This is a genomic window from Asticcacaulis tiandongensis (assembly GCF_006475605.1).
Taxonomy (GTDB): Bacteria; Pseudomonadota; Alphaproteobacteria; order Caulobacterales; family Caulobacteraceae; genus Asticcacaulis; species Asticcacaulis tiandongensis.
Map to the genome: position 1 here is coordinate 473,891 of NZ_SSBC01000010.1, position 18,726 is coordinate 492,616.

General features: G+C 54.8%; 15 protein-coding genes. All 15 read left to right on the forward strand.

Annotated features, from left to right (window positions below; genetic code table 11):
• Positions 1-185: 185 nt before the first annotated feature.
• Positions 186-1,136 (forward strand): N-acetyl-gamma-glutamyl-phosphate reductase, encoded by a 951-nt coding sequence (argC, locus tag E5201_RS06225; RefSeq protein WP_140985180.1) that lies wholly within the window; start codon positions 186-188, stop codon positions 1,134-1,136.
• Positions 1,137-1,149: 13 nt separating this feature from the next.
• Positions 1,150-1,413, forward strand: a complete 264-nt coding sequence (locus E5201_RS06230) for a DUF1467 family protein (protein ID WP_140985182.1) — start codon at positions 1,150-1,152, stop codon at positions 1,411-1,413.
• Positions 1,414-1,496: 83 nt separating this feature from the next.
• Entirely contained in the window at positions 1,497-2,813 is a 1,317-nt protein-coding gene (gene proS / locus E5201_RS06235; protein ID WP_140985183.1) for a proline--tRNA ligase, read from the forward strand.
• 3 nt (positions 2,814-2,816) lie between these two features.
• The gene (locus tag E5201_RS06240) at positions 2,817-4,127 is read left to right on the forward strand and encodes a lipoprotein-releasing ABC transporter permease subunit (protein ID WP_140985185.1); all 1,311 of its coding nucleotides are present in this window, start codon (positions 2,817-2,819) and stop codon (positions 4,125-4,127) included.
• Positions 4,120-4,818: an ABC transporter ATP-binding protein gene (locus E5201_RS06245; protein ID WP_140985186.1), complete on the forward strand. Its 699-nt coding sequence runs from the start codon at positions 4,120-4,122 to the stop codon at positions 4,816-4,818. Before E5201_RS06240 ends, E5201_RS06245 begins: the two co-directional genes overlap by 8 nt.
• Positions 4,819-5,081: 263 nt before the next feature.
• On the forward strand, positions 5,082-8,516 hold the full coding sequence (gene dnaE / locus E5201_RS06250; RefSeq protein WP_140985188.1) for a DNA polymerase III subunit alpha: 3,435 nt from the start codon (positions 5,082-5,084) through the stop codon (positions 8,514-8,516).
• Positions 8,517-8,725: 209 nt separating this feature from the next.
• Positions 8,726-9,514, forward strand: coding sequence for a 30S ribosomal protein S2 (gene rpsB / locus E5201_RS06255; protein ID WP_140985189.1), 789 nt, complete (start codon positions 8,726-8,728; stop codon positions 9,512-9,514).
• A gap of 135 nt (positions 9,515-9,649) precedes the next feature.
• On the forward strand, positions 9,650-10,552 hold the full coding sequence (gene tsf, locus E5201_RS06260) for a translation elongation factor Ts (protein ID WP_140985191.1): 903 nt from the start codon (positions 9,650-9,652) through the stop codon (positions 10,550-10,552).
• A gap of 198 nt (positions 10,553-10,750) precedes the next feature.
• Positions 10,751-11,482, forward strand: a complete 732-nt coding sequence (gene pyrH / locus E5201_RS06265; protein ID WP_140985193.1) for a UMP kinase — start codon at positions 10,751-10,753, stop codon at positions 11,480-11,482.
• Between the two features lie 77 nt (positions 11,483-11,559).
• The gene (frr, locus tag E5201_RS06270; protein ID WP_140985195.1) at positions 11,560-12,117 is read left to right on the forward strand and encodes a ribosome recycling factor; all 558 of its coding nucleotides are present in this window, start codon (positions 11,560-11,562) and stop codon (positions 12,115-12,117) included.
• Positions 12,118-12,180: 63 nt separating this feature from the next.
• Positions 12,181-12,966 carry a polyprenyl diphosphate synthase gene (gene uppS / locus E5201_RS06275; RefSeq protein ID WP_140985196.1) on the forward strand — a complete coding sequence of 262 codons (786 nt, stop codon included), beginning with the start codon at positions 12,181-12,183 and terminating at the stop codon, positions 12,964-12,966.
• Positions 12,950-13,810, forward strand: a complete 861-nt coding sequence (locus E5201_RS06280; RefSeq protein WP_140985198.1) for a phosphatidate cytidylyltransferase — start codon at positions 12,950-12,952, stop codon at positions 13,808-13,810. The genes uppS and E5201_RS06280 overlap by 17 nt, the downstream gene beginning before the upstream one ends.
• Positions 13,807-15,006, forward strand: a complete 1,200-nt coding sequence (gene dxr / locus E5201_RS06285) for a 1-deoxy-D-xylulose-5-phosphate reductoisomerase (RefSeq protein WP_140985200.1) — start codon at positions 13,807-13,809, stop codon at positions 15,004-15,006. Before E5201_RS06280 ends, dxr begins: the two co-directional genes overlap by 4 nt.
• The gene (locus E5201_RS06290; RefSeq protein WP_140985202.1) at positions 15,003-16,199 is read left to right on the forward strand and encodes a M50 family metallopeptidase; all 1,197 of its coding nucleotides are present in this window, start codon (positions 15,003-15,005) and stop codon (positions 16,197-16,199) included. The genes dxr and E5201_RS06290 overlap by 4 nt, the downstream gene beginning before the upstream one ends.
• 71 nt (positions 16,200-16,270) lie before the next feature.
• Positions 16,271-18,691, forward strand: coding sequence for an outer membrane protein assembly factor BamA (gene bamA, locus E5201_RS06295; protein WP_140985204.1), 2,421 nt, complete (start codon positions 16,271-16,273; stop codon positions 18,689-18,691).
• The last annotated feature ends 35 nt before the right edge of the window (positions 18,692-18,726 follow it).

Genomic DNA, 18,726 nt, shown 5'->3' on the forward strand with positions numbered 1-18,726 from the left:
CAAACGGACTATCCGGTGCGGAGTCGAAAGGCTCCGCACTTTTTTATTGCGCTACCGCTTCGCTGTTTGAGCGCGGTTTTCTATTGCGCAAAACGCTGATGAACTTTAGCTGGTGCCATAATTTCTTCTCCTGCCTGTGCGAAGTCATGGGAGGGATAAAAAGGCCCAGCGGTCAGGATAAAAATATGTCTCATACGGTTTTCATTGATGGTGATGTCGGTACAACGGGATTGCAGATCCGTCAGCGGCTGGAAGGCCGGACGGATATTGAGCTGATCCGCCTGCCGGAAGACAAGCGTAAGGACGTTGAGGCTCGGCGTGAGGCATTGAATTCAGCCGACGCGGTGATCCTGTGTTTGCCGGATGATGCGGCGCGGGAAGCTGTGTCCCTGATAAGCAGTCCTGAGGTTAAGGTCATCGATGCCTCAACAGCGCACCGGACGCATCCTGACTGGGTTTACGGGTTTGCCGAAATGACAGCAGATCAGCGTGACCTGATTGCGGCGTCAAAGCGCATTTCCAATCCCGGTTGCTATGCGACGGGATTTATCGCCTTGGCGCGGCCATTGGCGGAGGCGGGGATTCTGCCGCCGTTCTGGCCACTGACCTGTAATGCGGTGTCCGGCTATTCCGGTGGCGGCAAGTCGATGATCGCCGAGTTTGAAAAATCAGCGGCTCAAGGTGGCACGGATGATGCCTATCGCATCTATGCCACGGGGCTTAATCACAAGCACCTGCCGGAAATGACGCAGTATTCAGGCCTCGAGTCTCCGCCGGTCTTTACGCCTGCCGTGGGACGCTATGCGCAGGGTATGATTGTTGAAATCCCGTTGCAGCTCTGGGCCTTACCCGATGAGCCGGAACTGGGGCGTCTGTTTGAAGTCTATGACGACTATTATGCCGGTGAAACCTTTGTCACGGTGGCAGATTTTGAGGAAACGCAAGCCCTGAAAGGCCTGCAGCCTGAAATCCTGAATGACACTAATCACCTGCGCATCCATGTATTCGGCGATGAGGCGGGCCAGCAGGCGCGTCTGGTGGCGCTTCTCGATAACCTCGGCAAGGGGGCATCAGGGGCGGCGGTGCAGAACCTGAATATTGTGCTGGGGCTGGATGAAACCCTGAGCCTGATCTGAAAAGGACGCTGACATGGGGCCGTTTACGTTTTTTGCCATCTATTTCATCATCTGGTGGGTCTGCTTCTTCATGGTGCTGCCGATTGGCAATATCAGCCATCACGAAGCCGGTCTTGAGGTCACAGATGGTGGTGATCCCGGCGCGCCCGTTGTACATAATCTCAAGAAAAAGGCGATCATTACCACGGTTGCGGCCACCGTGGTGTTTACCGTGGTGATGGTCATTATTCACTTCAACCTCATTCCGTTGCCGGTATTTCCATCGGCAGCGGGCTAAGGGCCTGCTTTTCTCATTGATTAAACCGGCCAAAGCGCTTTAGCTTTCGCCCAACTCAAACCTGCTGTTACCGGAATATCTCCATGCGCCTGTCGCGCTTTTTGCTGCCCCTGCTCAAAGAAAACCCTTCTGAAGCCCAGATTGTCTCGCATCGCCTGATGTTGCGTACCGGCATGATCCGTCAGGAAGCCGCCGGTATCTATGCCTGGTTGCCGCTGGGGCTTAAGGTGCTGCGCAAGATCGAAAAGATCGTGCATGAGGAAATGGCAAAGGCAGGGGCTATCGAGCTTTTGATGCCAACCTTGCAACTTGCGGATCTGTGGCGTGAGTCCGGTCGTTATGACGACTACGGTCAGGAAATGCTGCGTATCAAGGATCGCCATGAGCGCGATCTGCTATACGGGCCGACCAACGAGGAAATGATCACCGAGATTTTCCGCGGCACGGTGAAATCCTATAAGGACCTGCCGCTTAATCTCTATCACATCCAGTGGAAGTTCCGTGACGAGCAGCGTCCGCGTTTCGGCGTGATGCGCGGGCGTGAATTCCTGATGAAGGATGCCTATAGCTTCGATATCGATGAAGCGGCGGCACGACGTGCCTATAACCGCATGTTTATCGCCTATCTGAACACCTTTAACCGTCTGGGCCTCAAGGCCGTACCGATGCGTGCCGATACCGGCCCTATTGGCGGAGACCTGAGTCACGAGTTCATCATTCTGGCCGATACGGGCGAAAGTGCCGTCTTCTGCCATAAGGATCTGGTGGACATGGCCGCACCCGGTCATGATGTGGACTGGGATGACCTGCAAGCGCTTGTCGATGAGCGTACGGCACTCTATGCGGCGACCGAAGAAATGCATGACGAAAGCGCGTTTAATGCGGTGCCTGCCGATAAGCAGCTTTCGGCACGCGGTATCGAAGTGGGTCACATCTTCTATTTCGGCGAGAAATATTCTGCGCCTATGGGGGCAAAAGTCAGTGCGCCCGACGGCACTCAGGTCAATGTCCATATGGGTTCTTATGGTATCGGGGTCTCGCGTCTGGTGGGCGGTATCATTGAGGCCAGCCATGACGAGAACGGCATCATCTGGCCCGACAGCGTGGCCCCCTTTGATGTCGCCGTGGTCAATCTGCGTGTCGGCGATGCAGCCTGTGATGAGGCCTGTGAAAAAGCCTATAAGGCGCTGACGGCAGCCGGTAAGGATGTTCTGTATAACGACACTGACGAACGGCCCGGTGCCAAGTTTGCCTCTATGGACCTGATCGGCGTACCCAAGCAGCTGATCATTGGCCCAAAGGGTATTGCCGAAGGTCAGGCAGAGCTTAAGGTTCGTGCCACCGGTGAGCGCGTAACCGAAAATTATGAAGCGCTTCTGGCGCGTCTGATTGCGGAATAACCCATGGCAAAAGCAGGGGCCAAGGCAGGGTCGTTTGATCTGAAGTCGTTGTTTTCAATTTCCGCGTGGGAATTCGATCTGGCCCTGCGTTACCTGCGCACCAAGCGTAAGGATGGTGGCATTGCCCTAATCGCTATAATCAGCTTTGTCGGTATCATGCTGGCGGTGGCGGTGCTGATTATCGTCATGTCCGTTATGGGCGGCTTTCGCGACGAACTGGTGTCGCGACTGGTGGCATTCAACGGTCACGCCTATGTCTATGGTGCGCCTTTGACTGACTGGGAAAATCGTGACGAAACCCTGAAACGGCTTGAGGCCATACCGGGTGTCAACAAGGCGTCGCCCTATATTGAATCCCCCGGACTGGCGCAGGGGCCGCATTCTCAGGCCGGCTTGGCCTATATGCGTGGCGTTGATGCCGAAGCGCTTAAAAATACCGACATCATTCGCGATAATATCAAGCAGGGTTCGTTTGAGGGCTTTGGTGAAGGTGATTTCGGCGGCGACCTGATCCTGATTGGTGAGGGGCTGGCGCGCAGCATGAGCGTTAATGCAGGGGATGAATTAACACTTCTATCACCTTCAGGATCAACAGCTTTTGGTGCCATGCCGCGCCGCAAGGCCTATACGATCGGCGGCGTGTTCAAAAGTGGCGTCAGTGAACTGGATGCCGCCTTTGTTTTTATGCCGATCGAGCAGGCACAGCTGTTCTTTGACCGTGAAGGCGAATGGGACGTCATCGAAATCAAGGTCGATGATCCCTATCATATCGCCAACTATCATCAGCCCTTGATGGAAGCGGCAGGGCAAGGGGCGCTGGTGCAGGACTGGACGCAGCGTAATGCAGCCATGTGGAATGCGCTTCAGGTTGAGCGCAATGTGATGCGTCTGATCCTTATGCTGATTATCATGATTGCGGCGATGAACATTATTTCCGGCATAGTCATGCTGGTTAAAAACAAGACGCGTGACATTGCCATTCTAAGGACCTTCGGGGCTGACAGGGCGTCAATTACCCGGGTCTTTTTTCTGTCCGGTTCGATAATCGGGGCAGGGGGGACGCTGACCGGTCTGGTGGTCGGGACGCTGTTCTGCATCTTCATTCAGCCTATTCAGAAGGCGGTTGAATACGTGTTTAACGTCAAGGTGTTCAACGAAGAAGTCTATTATCTTGCCTATATTCCGGCCAAGGTCGAGGTCAGCGAAGTCGCGATCATTGTTGTTTTTGCCATGTTATCCACCTGTGTGGCGACCCTGTTCCCCGCCCTGTGGGCCTCGAAACTGGAGCCGGTGGAGGCCTTGCGTAATGAGTAATGTCATTCTCAGCCTGACGGGCCTGACCCATGCCTATGCCCTGGGGGACGGTCGACAACTTCAGGTGCTCAAAGGGGTTGATCTGGAACTGCGCGCCGGTGAAGTGGTTGGGCTGATCGGGCCTTCGGGGTCGGGCAAGTCTTCGCTGCTGCATTGTGTTGGCCTGCTTGAAGCGTCTGAAGAGGCGCGGCTGATCATTGATGATGAAGATTTCACGCGGGCTTCCGATGCGGCGCGGACACGCGCCCGTCTGCATAAGATCGGCTTTGTCTATCAGTTCCATCATCTCTTGCCGGAATTTACGGCTCTGGGGAATGTGGCCTTACCGCAAAGGGTTCTGGGGCGTTCACAGAAAGAGGCCGAGGCACGGGCGCAGGCACTGCTTGAGCAAATGGGGCTGGGCGCGCGTCTGGAGCACCAACCCAATCAGATGTCAGGTGGCGAACAGCAGCGGGTAGCGATTGCACGGGCGCTGGCGAACCAACCGAAGCTGCTGCTGGCCGATGAGCCAACCGGAAATCTGGATCCTGAGACATCACAGAACGTCTTTGATGCGCTTCGGAACATTGTTCATGAACAAAAGGTTGCGGCTTTGATTGCGACCCATAATCTGGGTCTGGCGCGGCATATGGATCGGGTAGTCAGTCTACAGGACGGCAAACTGGTCGAAATGATGCCGGAAGAGTTTTAAATAATTTCATTATAAAACAACGGTGTACATTTTTTGTTCACGGTGTGGATGGTTTTGACTTGCGTGTGGAACAAATGGAGAATATAGAACAAATCATGAATTAATCTTCGGATCAAAAGGTGGATAATCCCATGGCTGTTCTGCATAACCTGTTGTCATTCGCTTCCGTAACCGCTTTTGTAGTCGTGATGTGTCAGGTGGCTTCTCTGGTGGCGTGAATCACCGGACATTGCGCCTGATTGATGAAGAAGGGCAGTTGAAACATGAGCGACGGATTTGTGCATTTACGTGTGCGCTCAGCCTATTCACTGCTTGAGGGGGCCATCAAGGCCTCCGAATTGGGCAAGCTTGCGCAAAAGGCGGGGCAACCGGCCGTCGCCATATGTGACCGTAGTAATCTGTTCGGTGCCCTCGAGTTCTCGCAGCTTTGCAAGGATACTGGCGTTCAGCCCATTATTGCCTGCGCCATACCCGTAAAAGGTATAGGCGGGACGTCAGCGGAACGCTGGGCCAAGATCCCGACTATTGTCCTAATTGTACAAAATCAGCAGGGCTATCTCAATCTGACGGAACTGTCTTCCAAAGCCTATGTGGATATAGAGGCGACGGATGAGCCCCACGTTCTTTGGGAAGAGGTCGCGAAGCGTAGTGAGGGTCTTATATTGCTGTCAGGCGGACCCGATGGCCCGATTGATCCGCTGTACACGCAAAACCGGCCGGATGAAGCCGCCAGCGCCCTTAAGGCAATGCATGAGGTTTTTGGCGACCGGTTTTATATTGAGTTGCAACGCCATGACGGAAGCCCGCATGGAGGCGTAAAAAATAGTCCTGCCGAAGTGGGGCTGGTGCGCTTTGCCTATGGGCATGATGTCCCGCTGGTGGCGACCAATGATGTTTATTTTGCCGAAGCCGGTATGTTTAAGGCGCATGAAAGCCTTTTGTGCATTTCTGACAGTACCTTTTTAGGTGTTGCTGACCGGCGCAAGGTGACTCCGGATCACTGGTTTAAGCCTGCGGCTCTGATGCGGGAAAGTTTCTCTGATCTGCCGGAAGCTTGTGATAATACGTTGGAAATTGCCAAACGTTGTGCGTTTCTGGTGCCTAAACATGATCCGATCCTGCCGCGATTTGATACGGGGGCAGGGCGCGATGAAAACGAAGAACTGGCGTTTCAGGCGCGAGAAGGGCTAAAAAAACGCCTTACTGAGGTAACACCTGCGTTTCCTGAGCAGGATTACTGGGATCGGCTTGAGCGTGAAATCGGTGTTATCCAGAGAATGGGGTTTCCCGGTTACTTTCTGATCGTTTCGGATTTTATCAAATGGGCCAAAAGCCATGATATACCAGTCGGGCCGGGGCGGGGTTCGGGGGCCGGTTCACTTGTGGCCTGGGCGCTTTTGATTACTGATCTTGATCCCCTGCGGTTTGGCCTGCTGTTTGAACGCTTCCTGAATCCTGAACGGGTATCCATGCCCGACTTTGATATCGATTTCTGTCAGGAACGCCGCGAAGAAGTCATCTCCTATGTTCAGGAGAAGTATGGTCGTAAGCGCGTGGCGCAGATCATTACCTTTGGTACGCTTCAGGCGCGGGCCGTTTTACGGGACACGGGGCGCGTTATGCAACTGCCGTTGGGGCAGGTGGATCGTCTGTGTAAGATGGTGCCCAACAATCCGGCCAATCCGACGACACTGGCTCAGGCGGTGGAAATTGAACCGCGTCTGCGTGAGGCCCGCGACGAGGAAGAGGCTGTAGCCAAGCTTCTTGATACAGCCCTAAAACTGGAGGGGCTTTATCGTAACGCCTCCACGCACGCCGCAGGGATTGTGATTGGTGATCGTGATCTGACGCAACTGGTGCCGCTGTATCGCGATCCGCGCTCGGATATTCCGGCGACCCAGTTTAATATGAAGTGGGTTGAAAGCGCGGGATTGGTAAAGTTCGACTTTCTGGGCCTGAAAACCCTGACGGTACTGAATCGCGCCTGGCATTATCTGAAAAAACGTGGCGTTGAGGTGAATTACTCCACCTTGCCGCTGGACGATAAAGCGACTTATGAATTGCTGGCCTCGGGGCAATCGATTGGGGTGTTCCAGCTTGAAAGTCAGGGTATGCGTGACACCCTGCGCAAGATGCGCTGTGGGTCGATTGAGGAAATTACCGCCCTGATTTCGCTCTATCGTCCCGGGCCAATGGACAATATCGATACCTATGTCGACCGTAAGTTTGGTCGCGCTGATATTGATATGCTTCACCCGTCTCTGGAGCCTGTGCTCAAGGAAACCTATGGGGTGATTATCTATCAGGAACAGGTGATGCAGATCGCGCAGATACTTTCCGGATACAGCCTTGGCGAAGCTGACCTTTTGCGGAGGGCCATGGGTAAGAAAAATAAAGACGAAATGGACCGGCAAAAGGCAAGGTTCATTTCGGGTGCCAAGGAAAAGAACGTACCGGAAAAAAAATCTGACAGTATTTTTGAACTGGTCAACAAGTTCGCCGGCTATGGTTTCAACAAATCACACGCCGCTGCCTATGCGTTCATTTCGTATCAGACTGGCTGGTTGAAAGCGAACCATCCGGTTGAATTTTTTGCCGCCAACATGAGTCTTGATATCGCCAACACAGACAAACTGGCGGTATTTTATCAGGATGCGCGGCAATTTGGCGTGACCATTCGCCCGCCGGATATTAATCGTTCCATGGCCGATTTTGATGTGGAAAATGGTGAAGTGCTTTATGCGCTTGGGGCTATACGCAATGTTGGCCTTGAGGCTATGCAGACCGTGGTTGCGGTGCGCGAAGAGGGGGGCAAGTTTAAGGATTTGTTTGACTTCCTTGAACGTATCGACCCGAAATCGGTAAACAAGCGGGCAATCGAAAATCTGGCGCGGGCCGGTGCATTTGACTCGATCCATCCCAACCGCACGCAAATTGTGCAATCGGCGGATATATTGGTGGCCTATGCGCAATCGGTTGCGGCGGAGCGCGCCGCCGCGCAGGTCAGTTTATTTGGTGGCAGCGCTGCATCGCGCCCGCGCCTGCCGAATGTGGCTAAGGCGGCATCTTCCGACAGTCTGGATGAAGAGCTGTCGGCGGTCGGATTTTATCTGTCCGGCCATCCGTTGCAGGACATGCTTGATGTATTTAAGCGCCGTAATGTGACCTTGTTTGCTGAGGCGATGGCATTGGCACAGGAAGGGCGCGAGGCCTTCCGTATGGCCGGTGTCGTGCGCAGACGTCAGGAGCGGGCTTCGGCACGAACCGGAGAAAAGTTCGCCTTTGTGACCTTGTCTGACCCCAGCGGTGAATATGAAGTGCTGTTCCAACCGGAAGCCTTGCGCAAATATCGGGAAAACCTCGAGCCGGGGCAATCGATTATTGTCAGGGTGCGGTGTAAGGGCAGTGACGGTGAGGTGCGCTTCTTTGGTGAGGCGGCGGAACCGATGAGCGGCAGTCTGAAGACTGACGATATGGGCTTACGGGTGCATGTCAGTGCCCGTCATTTCGATCTGGCGGCCTTTAAGGCCAGTCTGGACGCGGCACGTAGTCGCGAAGGTGGAGAAATCACCGTATTTGGTGATATTGATAACCAGCGTGAGGTCGAACTTAAGTTGCCGGATCGGTACAGACTGGACGGCACCTTAAGAGGGGCTTTAAATGTCATGACAGGCGTGGTTTATTGTGAAGATGTCTGAAATCAGTGCGATGTAGCGCTGAAAATTTGTGTTTTTCCTGAAAATCGCTTGATTTTTTCAATGATTGTGCCTAGGTGCGCGGCATCTCTCACGCGGATATGCGGTTGAGCGGGTTTTCCCAATGGGAATATCCGGTTCGTCCGTTCCGAGGTTCCTCAGGGGCTTTTCAATCTGCGGCGGATTATCGGAATAAACAAGGAATTATGATTATGGCATTGCCTGAACTGTCTATGCGTGCGCTGCTCGAAGCCGGTACGCACTTTGGCCACCAGACCCACCGCTGGAACCCAAAAATGGAGCGTTACCTGTTCGGTTCGCGTTCCAATATCCACATCATCGACCTGTCGCAGACCCTGCCGCTGTTCCATCAGGCGCTCCTGAAGGTGCGCGAAGTCGCAGCTAATGGCGGTCGCGTACTGTTCGTGGGTACCAAGCGTCAGGCCGCTGGCCCGGTGGCTGCCGCTGCTAAGCGTTCGGCGCAGTATTATGTCAATCACCGCTGGCTCGGTGGCACCCTGACCAACTGGCGCACCATTTCCGGTTCGATCCAGCGTCTGCGTGAACTGGAACAGGTTCTGGACCACAATCCGGCTGGCCGTTCCAAGAAGGAACTTCTGACCCTGACGCGCGAACGCGATAAGCTTGAGCTGTCGCTGGGCGGTATCAAGGACATGGGCGGTATCCCCGACCTGATGTTTGTCATCGACACCAACAAGGAATCCATCGCCATTCAGGAAGCGCGCAAGCTGAATATTCCTGTCATCGGTATTCTGGACTCCAACTCTGATCCTGACGGCATCACCTACCCGGTTCCGGGTAACGATGACGCCGCCCGCGCTATTCAGCTTTACTGCGACCTGATCGCTGACACGGTACTTGATGGTCTGGCGACCGGTCAGGCGGCGTCGGGTATCGATCTTGGTGCCTCTGAAGCACCGATTGAGCCGGTTTTGGCTCAGGCCGCAGCGGAAGCTGGCTCTGAAGCCGGCGAAGCCTAATATTTACGTACGTGCCATGTAACGGAGCCTGATTGTTTCGGGCTCCGTTGTCATTGGTCTTTTGTCATTGGTTTGACACACCCTTGGGTCAGATATCCGTCTGAGGGTTCAGCTTTAAGATTTATGGAGGATTCCATGGCGGAAATTACAGCCTCTCTGGTGAAGGAACTGCGCGAAAAGACGAGCGCAGGTATGATGGACTGCAAAAAAGCGCTCACCGAAAACAATGGTGACATTGAAGCGGCGGCGGATTGGCTGCGCACCAAGGGCCTGTCCAAGGCAGCCAAGAAGTCGGATCGCGTTGCGGCCGAAGGTCTGGTGGCTGTGGCCAGCAATGGCACGACGGCTGTAGCGGTTGAAGTCAATGCGGAAACCGATTTCGTTGCGCGTAATGATCTGTTCCAGGCTTTGGCCCGCAATGCGGCTCAGGCCGGTCTGAACAACGACTCTATCGAAGGTGTGCAGGCAGCGATTTCGGATGAAATCACCAACCTGATCGCCAATATCGGTGAAAACATGGTGGCGCGCCGCTTCGCTCGTCATACGGTGTCTCAGGGTGTTGTGGCCTCTTATGTTCATAACGCGATTGCTCCGGGCCTCGGTCGTATCGCTGTTCTGGTGGCCGTTGAATCAGCTGGTGATGCCGATGCGCTGAACGAAATGGGTCGCAAGATCGCTATGCATGTTGCGGCAACGCAGCCTCTGTCGCTTTCGACCGAAGACCTTGATCCGGAAGCCGTTGAGCGTGAACGCGCCATTCTGACGGAAAAAGCCCGCGAAGAAGGCAAGCCTGAAGCTATGCTGGCCAAGATCGTTGAAGGTCAGGTTGCCAAGTTCCAGCGTGAAGTTGTTCTTCTGAAGCAGCCTTTCGTTATGAACCCTGATCAGACGGTTGAGCAACTGATTGAAGAAACGGCCAAGACGCTTGGTACACCGGTTAAGGTTACGGCCTTTACCCGTCTCGCCCTCGGCGAAGGCGTGGAAAAGAAGGTTGACGATTTCGCGGCTGAAGTCGCTTCGATGATGGGACAGGGCTGATACAGGCCTGTTTCGGCTTGAAGTTTAGCCGGCTATAAGTTTAAAGGGCGCAGTCCGCATGTCGGAACCTGCGCCCTTTGACTGTTCAAAGCCGTGAATCTCGGCTAGAGCGGGATATATTTTGAAGAATCAAGATGCCCGCACTGTGGTCTGCTGCCGGACGTTTCCGCAGCGGATATTTAGATGAAAGACCCTGCTATGACCGCACCCGCCGAACTTGCCTATAAACGCATCCTGCTGAAGGTTTCAGGTGAGGTGCTGATGGGGGATCAGGGGTTCGGTATCGACATGAACACCGTCAAGGCGGTGGCCGAAGAAGTGGCCGAAGTGGCGCGTACCGGCGTTGAGTTATGTCTGGTCATCGGTGGCGGCAATATTTTCAGAGGCCTTTCGAAGGCTGCGGTCGGGATGGAGCGTTCCAGCGCCGATTATATGGGCATGCTGGCGACGGTCATGAATGCCCTGGCTATGCAAAATGCGCTTGAAAAGCTTGGGGTGGATACCCGCGTGCAGTCGGCCATTCAGATGGATGCCGTCTGTGAACCCTTTATTCGCCGTCGCGCCCTGCGTCATCTTGAGAAGGGGCGCGTCGTTATTTTTGCGGCGGGCACGGGCGCGCCTTATTTTACGACGGATACAGCGGCAGCGCTTCGGGCGGCGGAAATGAACTGTGATGCCCTGTTTAAGGGGACGTCCGTTGACGGCGTCTATACAGCCGATCCGAAGAAGGTGCCTGACGCTACGCGCTATGAGCACCTGAGCTATCATGAGGTGCTCTCTAAGGACCTGAAGGTCATGGATGCGTCGGCGGTGTCGTTGATGCGTGAAAACGGTATTCCGATCGTTGTGTTCTCCATTCGTCAGGCGGGTGCCCTGAAACAGGTGGTAAATGGCGACGGTATCTATACGGTGATCGCCGAGAAGAATTAGAGGCTATTTTCGGTGCCGAAACGGCCACCGGAAACATGGCGTGACAACAGAAACTTAAAACCAAAGGGGTGGTAAGCATGAGCAAACCCGAACTGACCAAATATAAAGACCGCATGGATAAGTCGGTCGCCGCGCTGAAAGATGACTTTGGTGGTCTGCGCACCGGACGCGCTTCGTCCGGTCTTCTGGAAACCATTACGGTCGATGCCTACGGCTCCAGCATGCCGATTACGTCCTGTGCAGCGATTTCCGTGCCTGAGCCGCGTCTGATCAGCGTCAATGTCTGGGACAAGGCCTTGGTTATTGCGGTCGAAAAGGCGATCCGTAACTCAGGCCTGGGGCTTAATCCGGTGACGGATGGTACGGTTCTGCGCGTGCCTATTCCGCCGCTGACCGAAGAGCGTCGTCGTGAACTGGTAAAGATCGCTGGCAAATATGCCGAAGAAAAGCGTGTAGCTGTGCGCAATATTCGCCGCGAGGCCAATGATGACCTGAAAAAAGCCGAAAAAGACTCGGTTATCTCAGAAGACGAACAAAAGAAGCTGACGACGCAGGTTCAGGAACTTACCGACGCAGCCATCAAGCGTATAGATGAGGCGCTGAAGGTCAAGGAAGCGGAGATCATGCAGGTCTAAGCACCTGTTTGCTATCCGTGGCGGTTCGGTGATATCAGGGCCTAAGTGCAGGGGATTAAATCTATGGCTTTAAGCGGCCCCGATACCTTATCTGAAGCCGTAGCAGATGCTGACGGACGGACGGGGCTGTCTGACGGATTGCATGTGGCCATTATCATGGATGGTAATGGCCGCTGGGCCAAGGCACGGCACCAGTTGCGCGGTTTTGGCCATCGTGCGGGCGTCAATGCCCTGAAACGGACCATAAGTGCCGCGGCTGAAATGGGTGTGTCTCATCTGACGGTCTTTGCCTTTTCTACGGAAAACTGGCGGCGACCGGAAAGCGAGGTCTCTGACCTTATGGGCCTGATTAAGGCCTTTATCCGTTCTGACCTTGAACGTTTGAGGCGCGAAGGGGTCTGTGTACGCATTATTGGTCAGACCGATAATCTGCCTGCCGATGTGGTGCAGGATATTCATGAGGCGCATGAACAGACCAGACACAATTCGCGCTTTTATTTGCAGGTAGCGCTGAATTACGGGGCTCAGGCCGATATTGTGGCGTCGGCACAAAATTTTGCCCGTGCCGTACAGCGAGGTGAGGCCGCACCTGAAGACCTGACGATCGAACGGTTTACGGGTCTGTTGTCGACCAGTGGTTTGCCGCCGCTTGATCTTGTTATCCGCACCTCAGGTGAGCACAGGTTGTCGAACTTCCTTTTGTGGGAGGCCGCCTATGCCGAATTTATCTTTCAGGACATTCTCTGGCCGGATTACGGACCTGAGGCATTGAAAGAGGCGCTGGATATATTCCGGCGGCGTGAGCGCCGATTCGGCGCGGTTGGAGCCGGTCATGTCGTCTCAGCCTGATAAAGGGTCTGTGACGCCAGCAACGGCTACGTCCAGACGCAAGAAAAGCTATAGTGAATTGCCCATTCGGGTGGCCTCGGCTCTGGTGCTGATACCGGTGGTTTTGTGGATCATTGTCATCGGGCAGTGGGCTTTTCTTGGGCTTTTGTGTGTCGGTGTTGCGCTTCTGAGTTATGAATGGGGGGTAATGGCGGCCCCGAAACTGGCGCGTCAGATGGCGGCGGCCATATGTATCGCTATTATTGCCGCAACCCTTACGGTCTATATCGGGAACATGTTCCTGGGGCTGGTGGTCCTGGGGATTGGGACCCTTTGTGCGGGTGTTTATATCCGTCTGCTGAAAGGCCCTTATCTCGATGCGGCCTATGGCGTGTTTTATATAGGCTGGCCAGCGCTGGTGCTGATCTGGCTAAGAGGGACGGATAACGGCACCTACTGGGTGTTTTTCGCCTTTCTGATTGCCTGGGCGGCAGACAGTGCGGCCTATCTGGTAGGTAAACTGGTCGGCGGGCCTAAGCTGTGGCGCAAATACTCGCCCAACAAGACATGGTCGGGCTTTGCCGGGGGCATGATCGCGGGCATGCTGACGGCGGGGACATTATCGGATCTGACCAATCTGTTTAAATCCAACACCGCCGCGCTTCTGGTCGGCTTGATTACGGCACTGGCGACCATGGGCGGGGATTTATGGGAATCGATGCTCAAGCGCCGGTATGGCGTCAAGGATTCCGGCACCTTGATACCTGGCCATGGCGGACTGCTTGATCGGGTCGATGGGCTGATGTTTGCGATTGTCGCCATTGGCGGCATCAGGGTTCTGGTCATGCTCGGGACGGTGATATGAGACGTATTTCCATTCTGGGTTCTACCGGCTCGATCGGTATTTCAACCCTCAATCTGATTGAGGAAACACTCCGGCCCGGTGAGGACTATGTCCTTGAGGCCCTGTGTGCCGGACGTAATGCCACGCTTCTGGCCGAACAGGCGCGTAAATTCAGACCGGCGATTACGGTACTGGCGGATGAAAGCCAGTGGCCGCTGTTCAAAGAACTGATGCAGGGCTCCGCTCTTGAGATTGCCTGTGGCGCTGAGGCGGTAACGGCGGCAGCGGGACGTAAGGCCGATTGGGTCATGGCGGCGATTGTCGGCATTGCGGGTCTTGGACCGGTCTGGGCGGCGGCAGGGACGGGGGCTGTGGTGGCGCTGGCCAACAAGGAAAGCCTTGTTTGCTGCGGACGATCATTATTGGCGCGGGCCGAGGCGCATGGCGGCCGTATTCTGCCGGTCGATTCCGAACATAATGCCATTTTTCAGGTCTTTGAAGAGTCCGAACGGGCGCGTATCAACCGGCTGATCCTGACCGCTTCGGGTGGGCCGTTCAGAGGCTATAGCCGCGACCAGTTGCGTTTTGTGACGCGTGAACAGGCACTGAAGCATCCGAACTGGGCCATGGGCGCGAAGATTACGATCGATAGCGCGACACTGGCCAATAAGGGGCTTGAGTTTATCGAGGCAGCTTATCTGTTTGATATGCCGCCGGAAAAGATTGACGTGCTGATCCATCCGCAATCCGTCGTGCATAGTCTGGTGGAATATGCCGATGGCTCGACACTGGCGCAGATGGGGCCTGCGGATATGCGCGTGCCAATTTCCCATGCACTGGGGTGGCCCAACCGGCTGAAATGGCAGGCACCGACGCTTGACCTCAAAACCATTGGCACCTTAAGCTTTGATGCGCCGGATGAAGCGGCGTTTCCGATGCTGAGGCTGGCGCGTGAGGCCCTACAGGCGGGCGGGCTGATGCCTGTGGTTTATAACGCCGCCAATGAGGTCATGGTGCAGGCGTTTCTCGACGGAAAAGCCTCGTTTATGGCCATTGCTGAATCGGTGGAAATGGCCATGATGAAGGCGCAATCGCCAACTATGGCTTTAAGTCAGGCAACAAGCCATGATATGCACACGATACTTGAAACGGATCGGCTGACGCGGCAGGTGGTTTCAGAAACTTTGGGCGCGGCGGAGACACGAAAAGCTATATGAACTTCCTGATTGGTATTGTCCCGTTTCTGTTGCTGATTTCACTGATCGTGACCATTCACGAGCTGGGGCATTTCAGTGTTGCGCGTCTGTTTAAAACCAAGGTTGACCGGTTCTCTGTTGGGTTTGGCCCTGTGTTGTGGTCGCGTCGGGATAAGAATGGTGTGCTGTGGTGCATCAGCGCCCTGCCTTTGGGGGGCTACGTCAAATTTTCAGGCGATGAGCATGTGTCCTCGATGTCGCCAACGGCTGAGGATTTGCAATTGGCACGCGAAGCCATTGCGGCCCGTGAGGGCTATGGGGCGGAAAAGGCCTATTTTCATTTCAAACCCGTCTGGCAGCGCTTCCTGATCGTTGCCGCAGGGCCAATGGCCAATTTTGTACTGGCGATTATCCTGTTTGCCGTCGTTTTCGGCATTACGGGCAAAGGCATGGCGCCCGGCACAATTTCTCAGGTAATGCCTGACAGTGTGGCTGAAGCGGCGGGTTTCAAGGTTGGCGACCGTATCCTAAGGGTTGACGGGCGCAAGATCGAACGGTCTCAGGATGTAGTGATGCTTATTCATCTGAGGGCTGATACGCCTGTGCGGATGGATGTCCTGCGTGATGGGTCACCCCTGACGATTACGGCGACCCCGGCGCGTAAGCTGATGTCCGGCCCGGACGAACATGTGCCTGTCTATGGCGGACAACTGGGGATCGGTGTCGGCGACGGGCCGCGTCGCATGTTATGGCCGCATGAGGCGCTGTGGAGCGGCGTCCAGATGACCGGCAATATTCTGGACACCACCGTGACCTATATCGGGCGCATTTTCACCGGTAAGGAAAGTGGTGACCAGTTGAGTGGCGTGCTGGGCATGACAAAGGTCGCCGGAGACATGACCGCTCAGGTAGCGGCGGATGATGTGCCGAACGGTCATAAGGCGATCAACTGGATTTTTACCATGATCCAGATGGCTGCCATTATTTCGGTCGGAATCGGGTTTATCAATCTGCTGCCCATACCAGTTCTTGATGGCGGGCATCTGGTTTTTTATACCTTTGAGGCCTTGTTCCGTAAGCCTTTGAGCGCCGCTGTACAGGGTATAGGCTACAGATTTGGGTTAATGGCCTTGTTAGGCTTAATGTTGTTCGCTACATGGAATGACCTGAACCGCATGGGGCTGGTCAAATTCTTCGGGGGGCTTTTTTCGTGAGCGGATCAAATTATAAGAATGCCTGCCGGAGCTTTTTCGGCAGGACGAACAGATCACAGATGACAGGCCATATGAAACGCGATTCATCTATTTATTCAGGCGTAAGCCTTCCGGCACTCATGCTGGCCGTTATGGCCACGGCATTTTCGGCTCCTGCCGCTCTGGCGCAGGGTGCGCCGACGGATCCGTTGCAGACGGCTCCCGCTGATCCGGTGGCGACACGCGCACCGGCGTCTCCGACCATCACCATCAGCCGTATTCGTGTTGAGGGCAATGAACGTATCGATGCCGCCAGCGTCACATCTTATCTGCCGGTGCAGGTCGGTCAGACGGTCAATGACGTGCTGATTGATGAATCGGTAAAGACCCTGTTCCGCACGGAACTGTTTTCGGACGTGCAGATCGTACTTGAAGGACAGGAAATGGTCGTCAGCGTTGTCGAAGCGCCGATCATCAATCAGGTGGTCTTTGAGGGCAACAGCGCCCTGTCGAAAGACAAACTGCGTGATGAGGTCACCATTCGCCCGCGCGGCATCTTTACGCGCGCCCGTGTTCAGGCCGATGTTCAGCGTATTATCGAGCTTTATCGCCGTTCGGGCCGTATCTCGGCGACTGTATCGCCTAAGATCGTTGAACTGCCGCAAAAGCGCGTCGATCTTATTTTTGAGATCAATGAAGGCGTCAAGACCGGCGTTTCCAATGTCAACTTTGTCGGCAACCGCGCTTATTCGGATAATGAACTGGCGGGTGTGATCGTTACCCGTAAATCATCCTGGTGGAAGTTCTTCTCGTCGAACGACAACTACGACCCTGACCGGATTGACTATGACCGCGAGCAATTGCGGAAATTCTATACTAATCGCGGCTATTATGATTTCCGCGTAGTCTCGGCGGTGGCAGAACTGACGCCTGACCGCAAGGACTTCGCCATCACCTATACGATTGACGAAGGCGAGAAATATAATTTCGGCCGCGTAACGGTAAAGACGGAAAACGACCGTCTGAGCGCCGAAAACCTTGAGCGCATGTTGCCGGTTCAGTCGGGTCAGCTTTATGAATCCGACCTGATCGAAAAGGCCGTCGAAGGCCTGACCTATGCCGCTGGACAGGCCGGTTTCGCCTTTGTGGACGTGCGTCCGCAGGATACCGGAAACCCTGAAACCCGCACGGTTGATGTCACTTTCAATGTACGTGAAGGTGCGCGCGTCTATATCGACAAGATCAATGTTGTCGGCAATGCCCGTACGCTCGACCGCGTTATTCGCCGTGAAATGCTGGTGTCCGAAGGCGATGCCTACAACAAGGCGCTGATTGAGCGTTCGCGTATGTTCGTGGGCTCGCTGGGCTTCTTCAAGGATGTTGAGATCACCGATAAACCGACGGGCCAGCCGGATCGCACCAATATTGAAGTGGCGATCACCGAGCAGCCAACGGGCGAACTGAGCTTCGGGGCGGGCTTCTCGTCCTATGAAAAATTCATTCTCGATGTCGGTATTACCGAGCGTAACTTCCGAGGTCGCGGTCAGAACGTGCGGGCGCGGGTGTCCTGGGGGTCAATCCAGAAAAACATCGACTTCAGCTTTACTGAGCCGCGCTTTATGGGCCGTGATGTCTCCGCCGGTTTTGACCTGTTCCACAGCCAGCTCGATTATGCGCGCTATTCCGGCTATCAGTCCGAAAGCACCGGTGCGGCCGTACGTGTCGGTTATAACCTGAATGGTTTCAGTGTACTGCGTCTGCGTTATAACCTGCGTCAGGACAAGCTGAACTATGGCACCAGCTTCAACTGTGATGACCTGCTCTATAGCTGCGGTAACGGCCTGACCTCATCGGTCGGCTATACGCTGTCGTTCGACCGCCGTAACGACTATATGCTGCCGACGCGTGGCTGGGTTGTGAATCTGCGTCAGGACTTCGCCGGTCTTGGGGGCGATGTCTCCTATATCCGTTCCGAACTGGAAGGCAGCTGGTATCATGGCTTCCGCAAGGACATGATCCTCAGTGTAAATGGTCAGGTCGGAAATATTGCTGCCTGGCAAGGTGACTCGATCCGCATCAACGACCGCTTTTTTAAGGGCGGCACGACCTTCCGTGGCTTTGAAAGCGCCGGTATCGGCCCGCGGGACAACTCAACGACCTATGCGCTTGGCGGGGAAACCTATGCCATCGGGACGGTGGAGTTGGGGATTCCTAACGGCTTGCCTGAACAATATGGCCTGAAAACCGCCTTGTTCATGGATGTCGGGACACTGGGTGGCGTAGATGATCGCCTTAAATACTGCACCTCTACGCAGGCACTGGCTGGACAGTGTGCGGCCGGACAACGCAATGCAAACATTGTCGATGATCTGTCCCTGCGCGTTGTGGCCGGTGTCACCATTCGCTGGAAGTCGCCCATGGGCCCGATCCAGTTCGATATCAGCCAGATTATCCGCAAGGAAGACTACGACAAGACGGAAACCTTCCGCTTCTCGCAATCGACACAATTCTAAGTCAAATTCAAGTTAACGCCTTATCTCATAGGTCT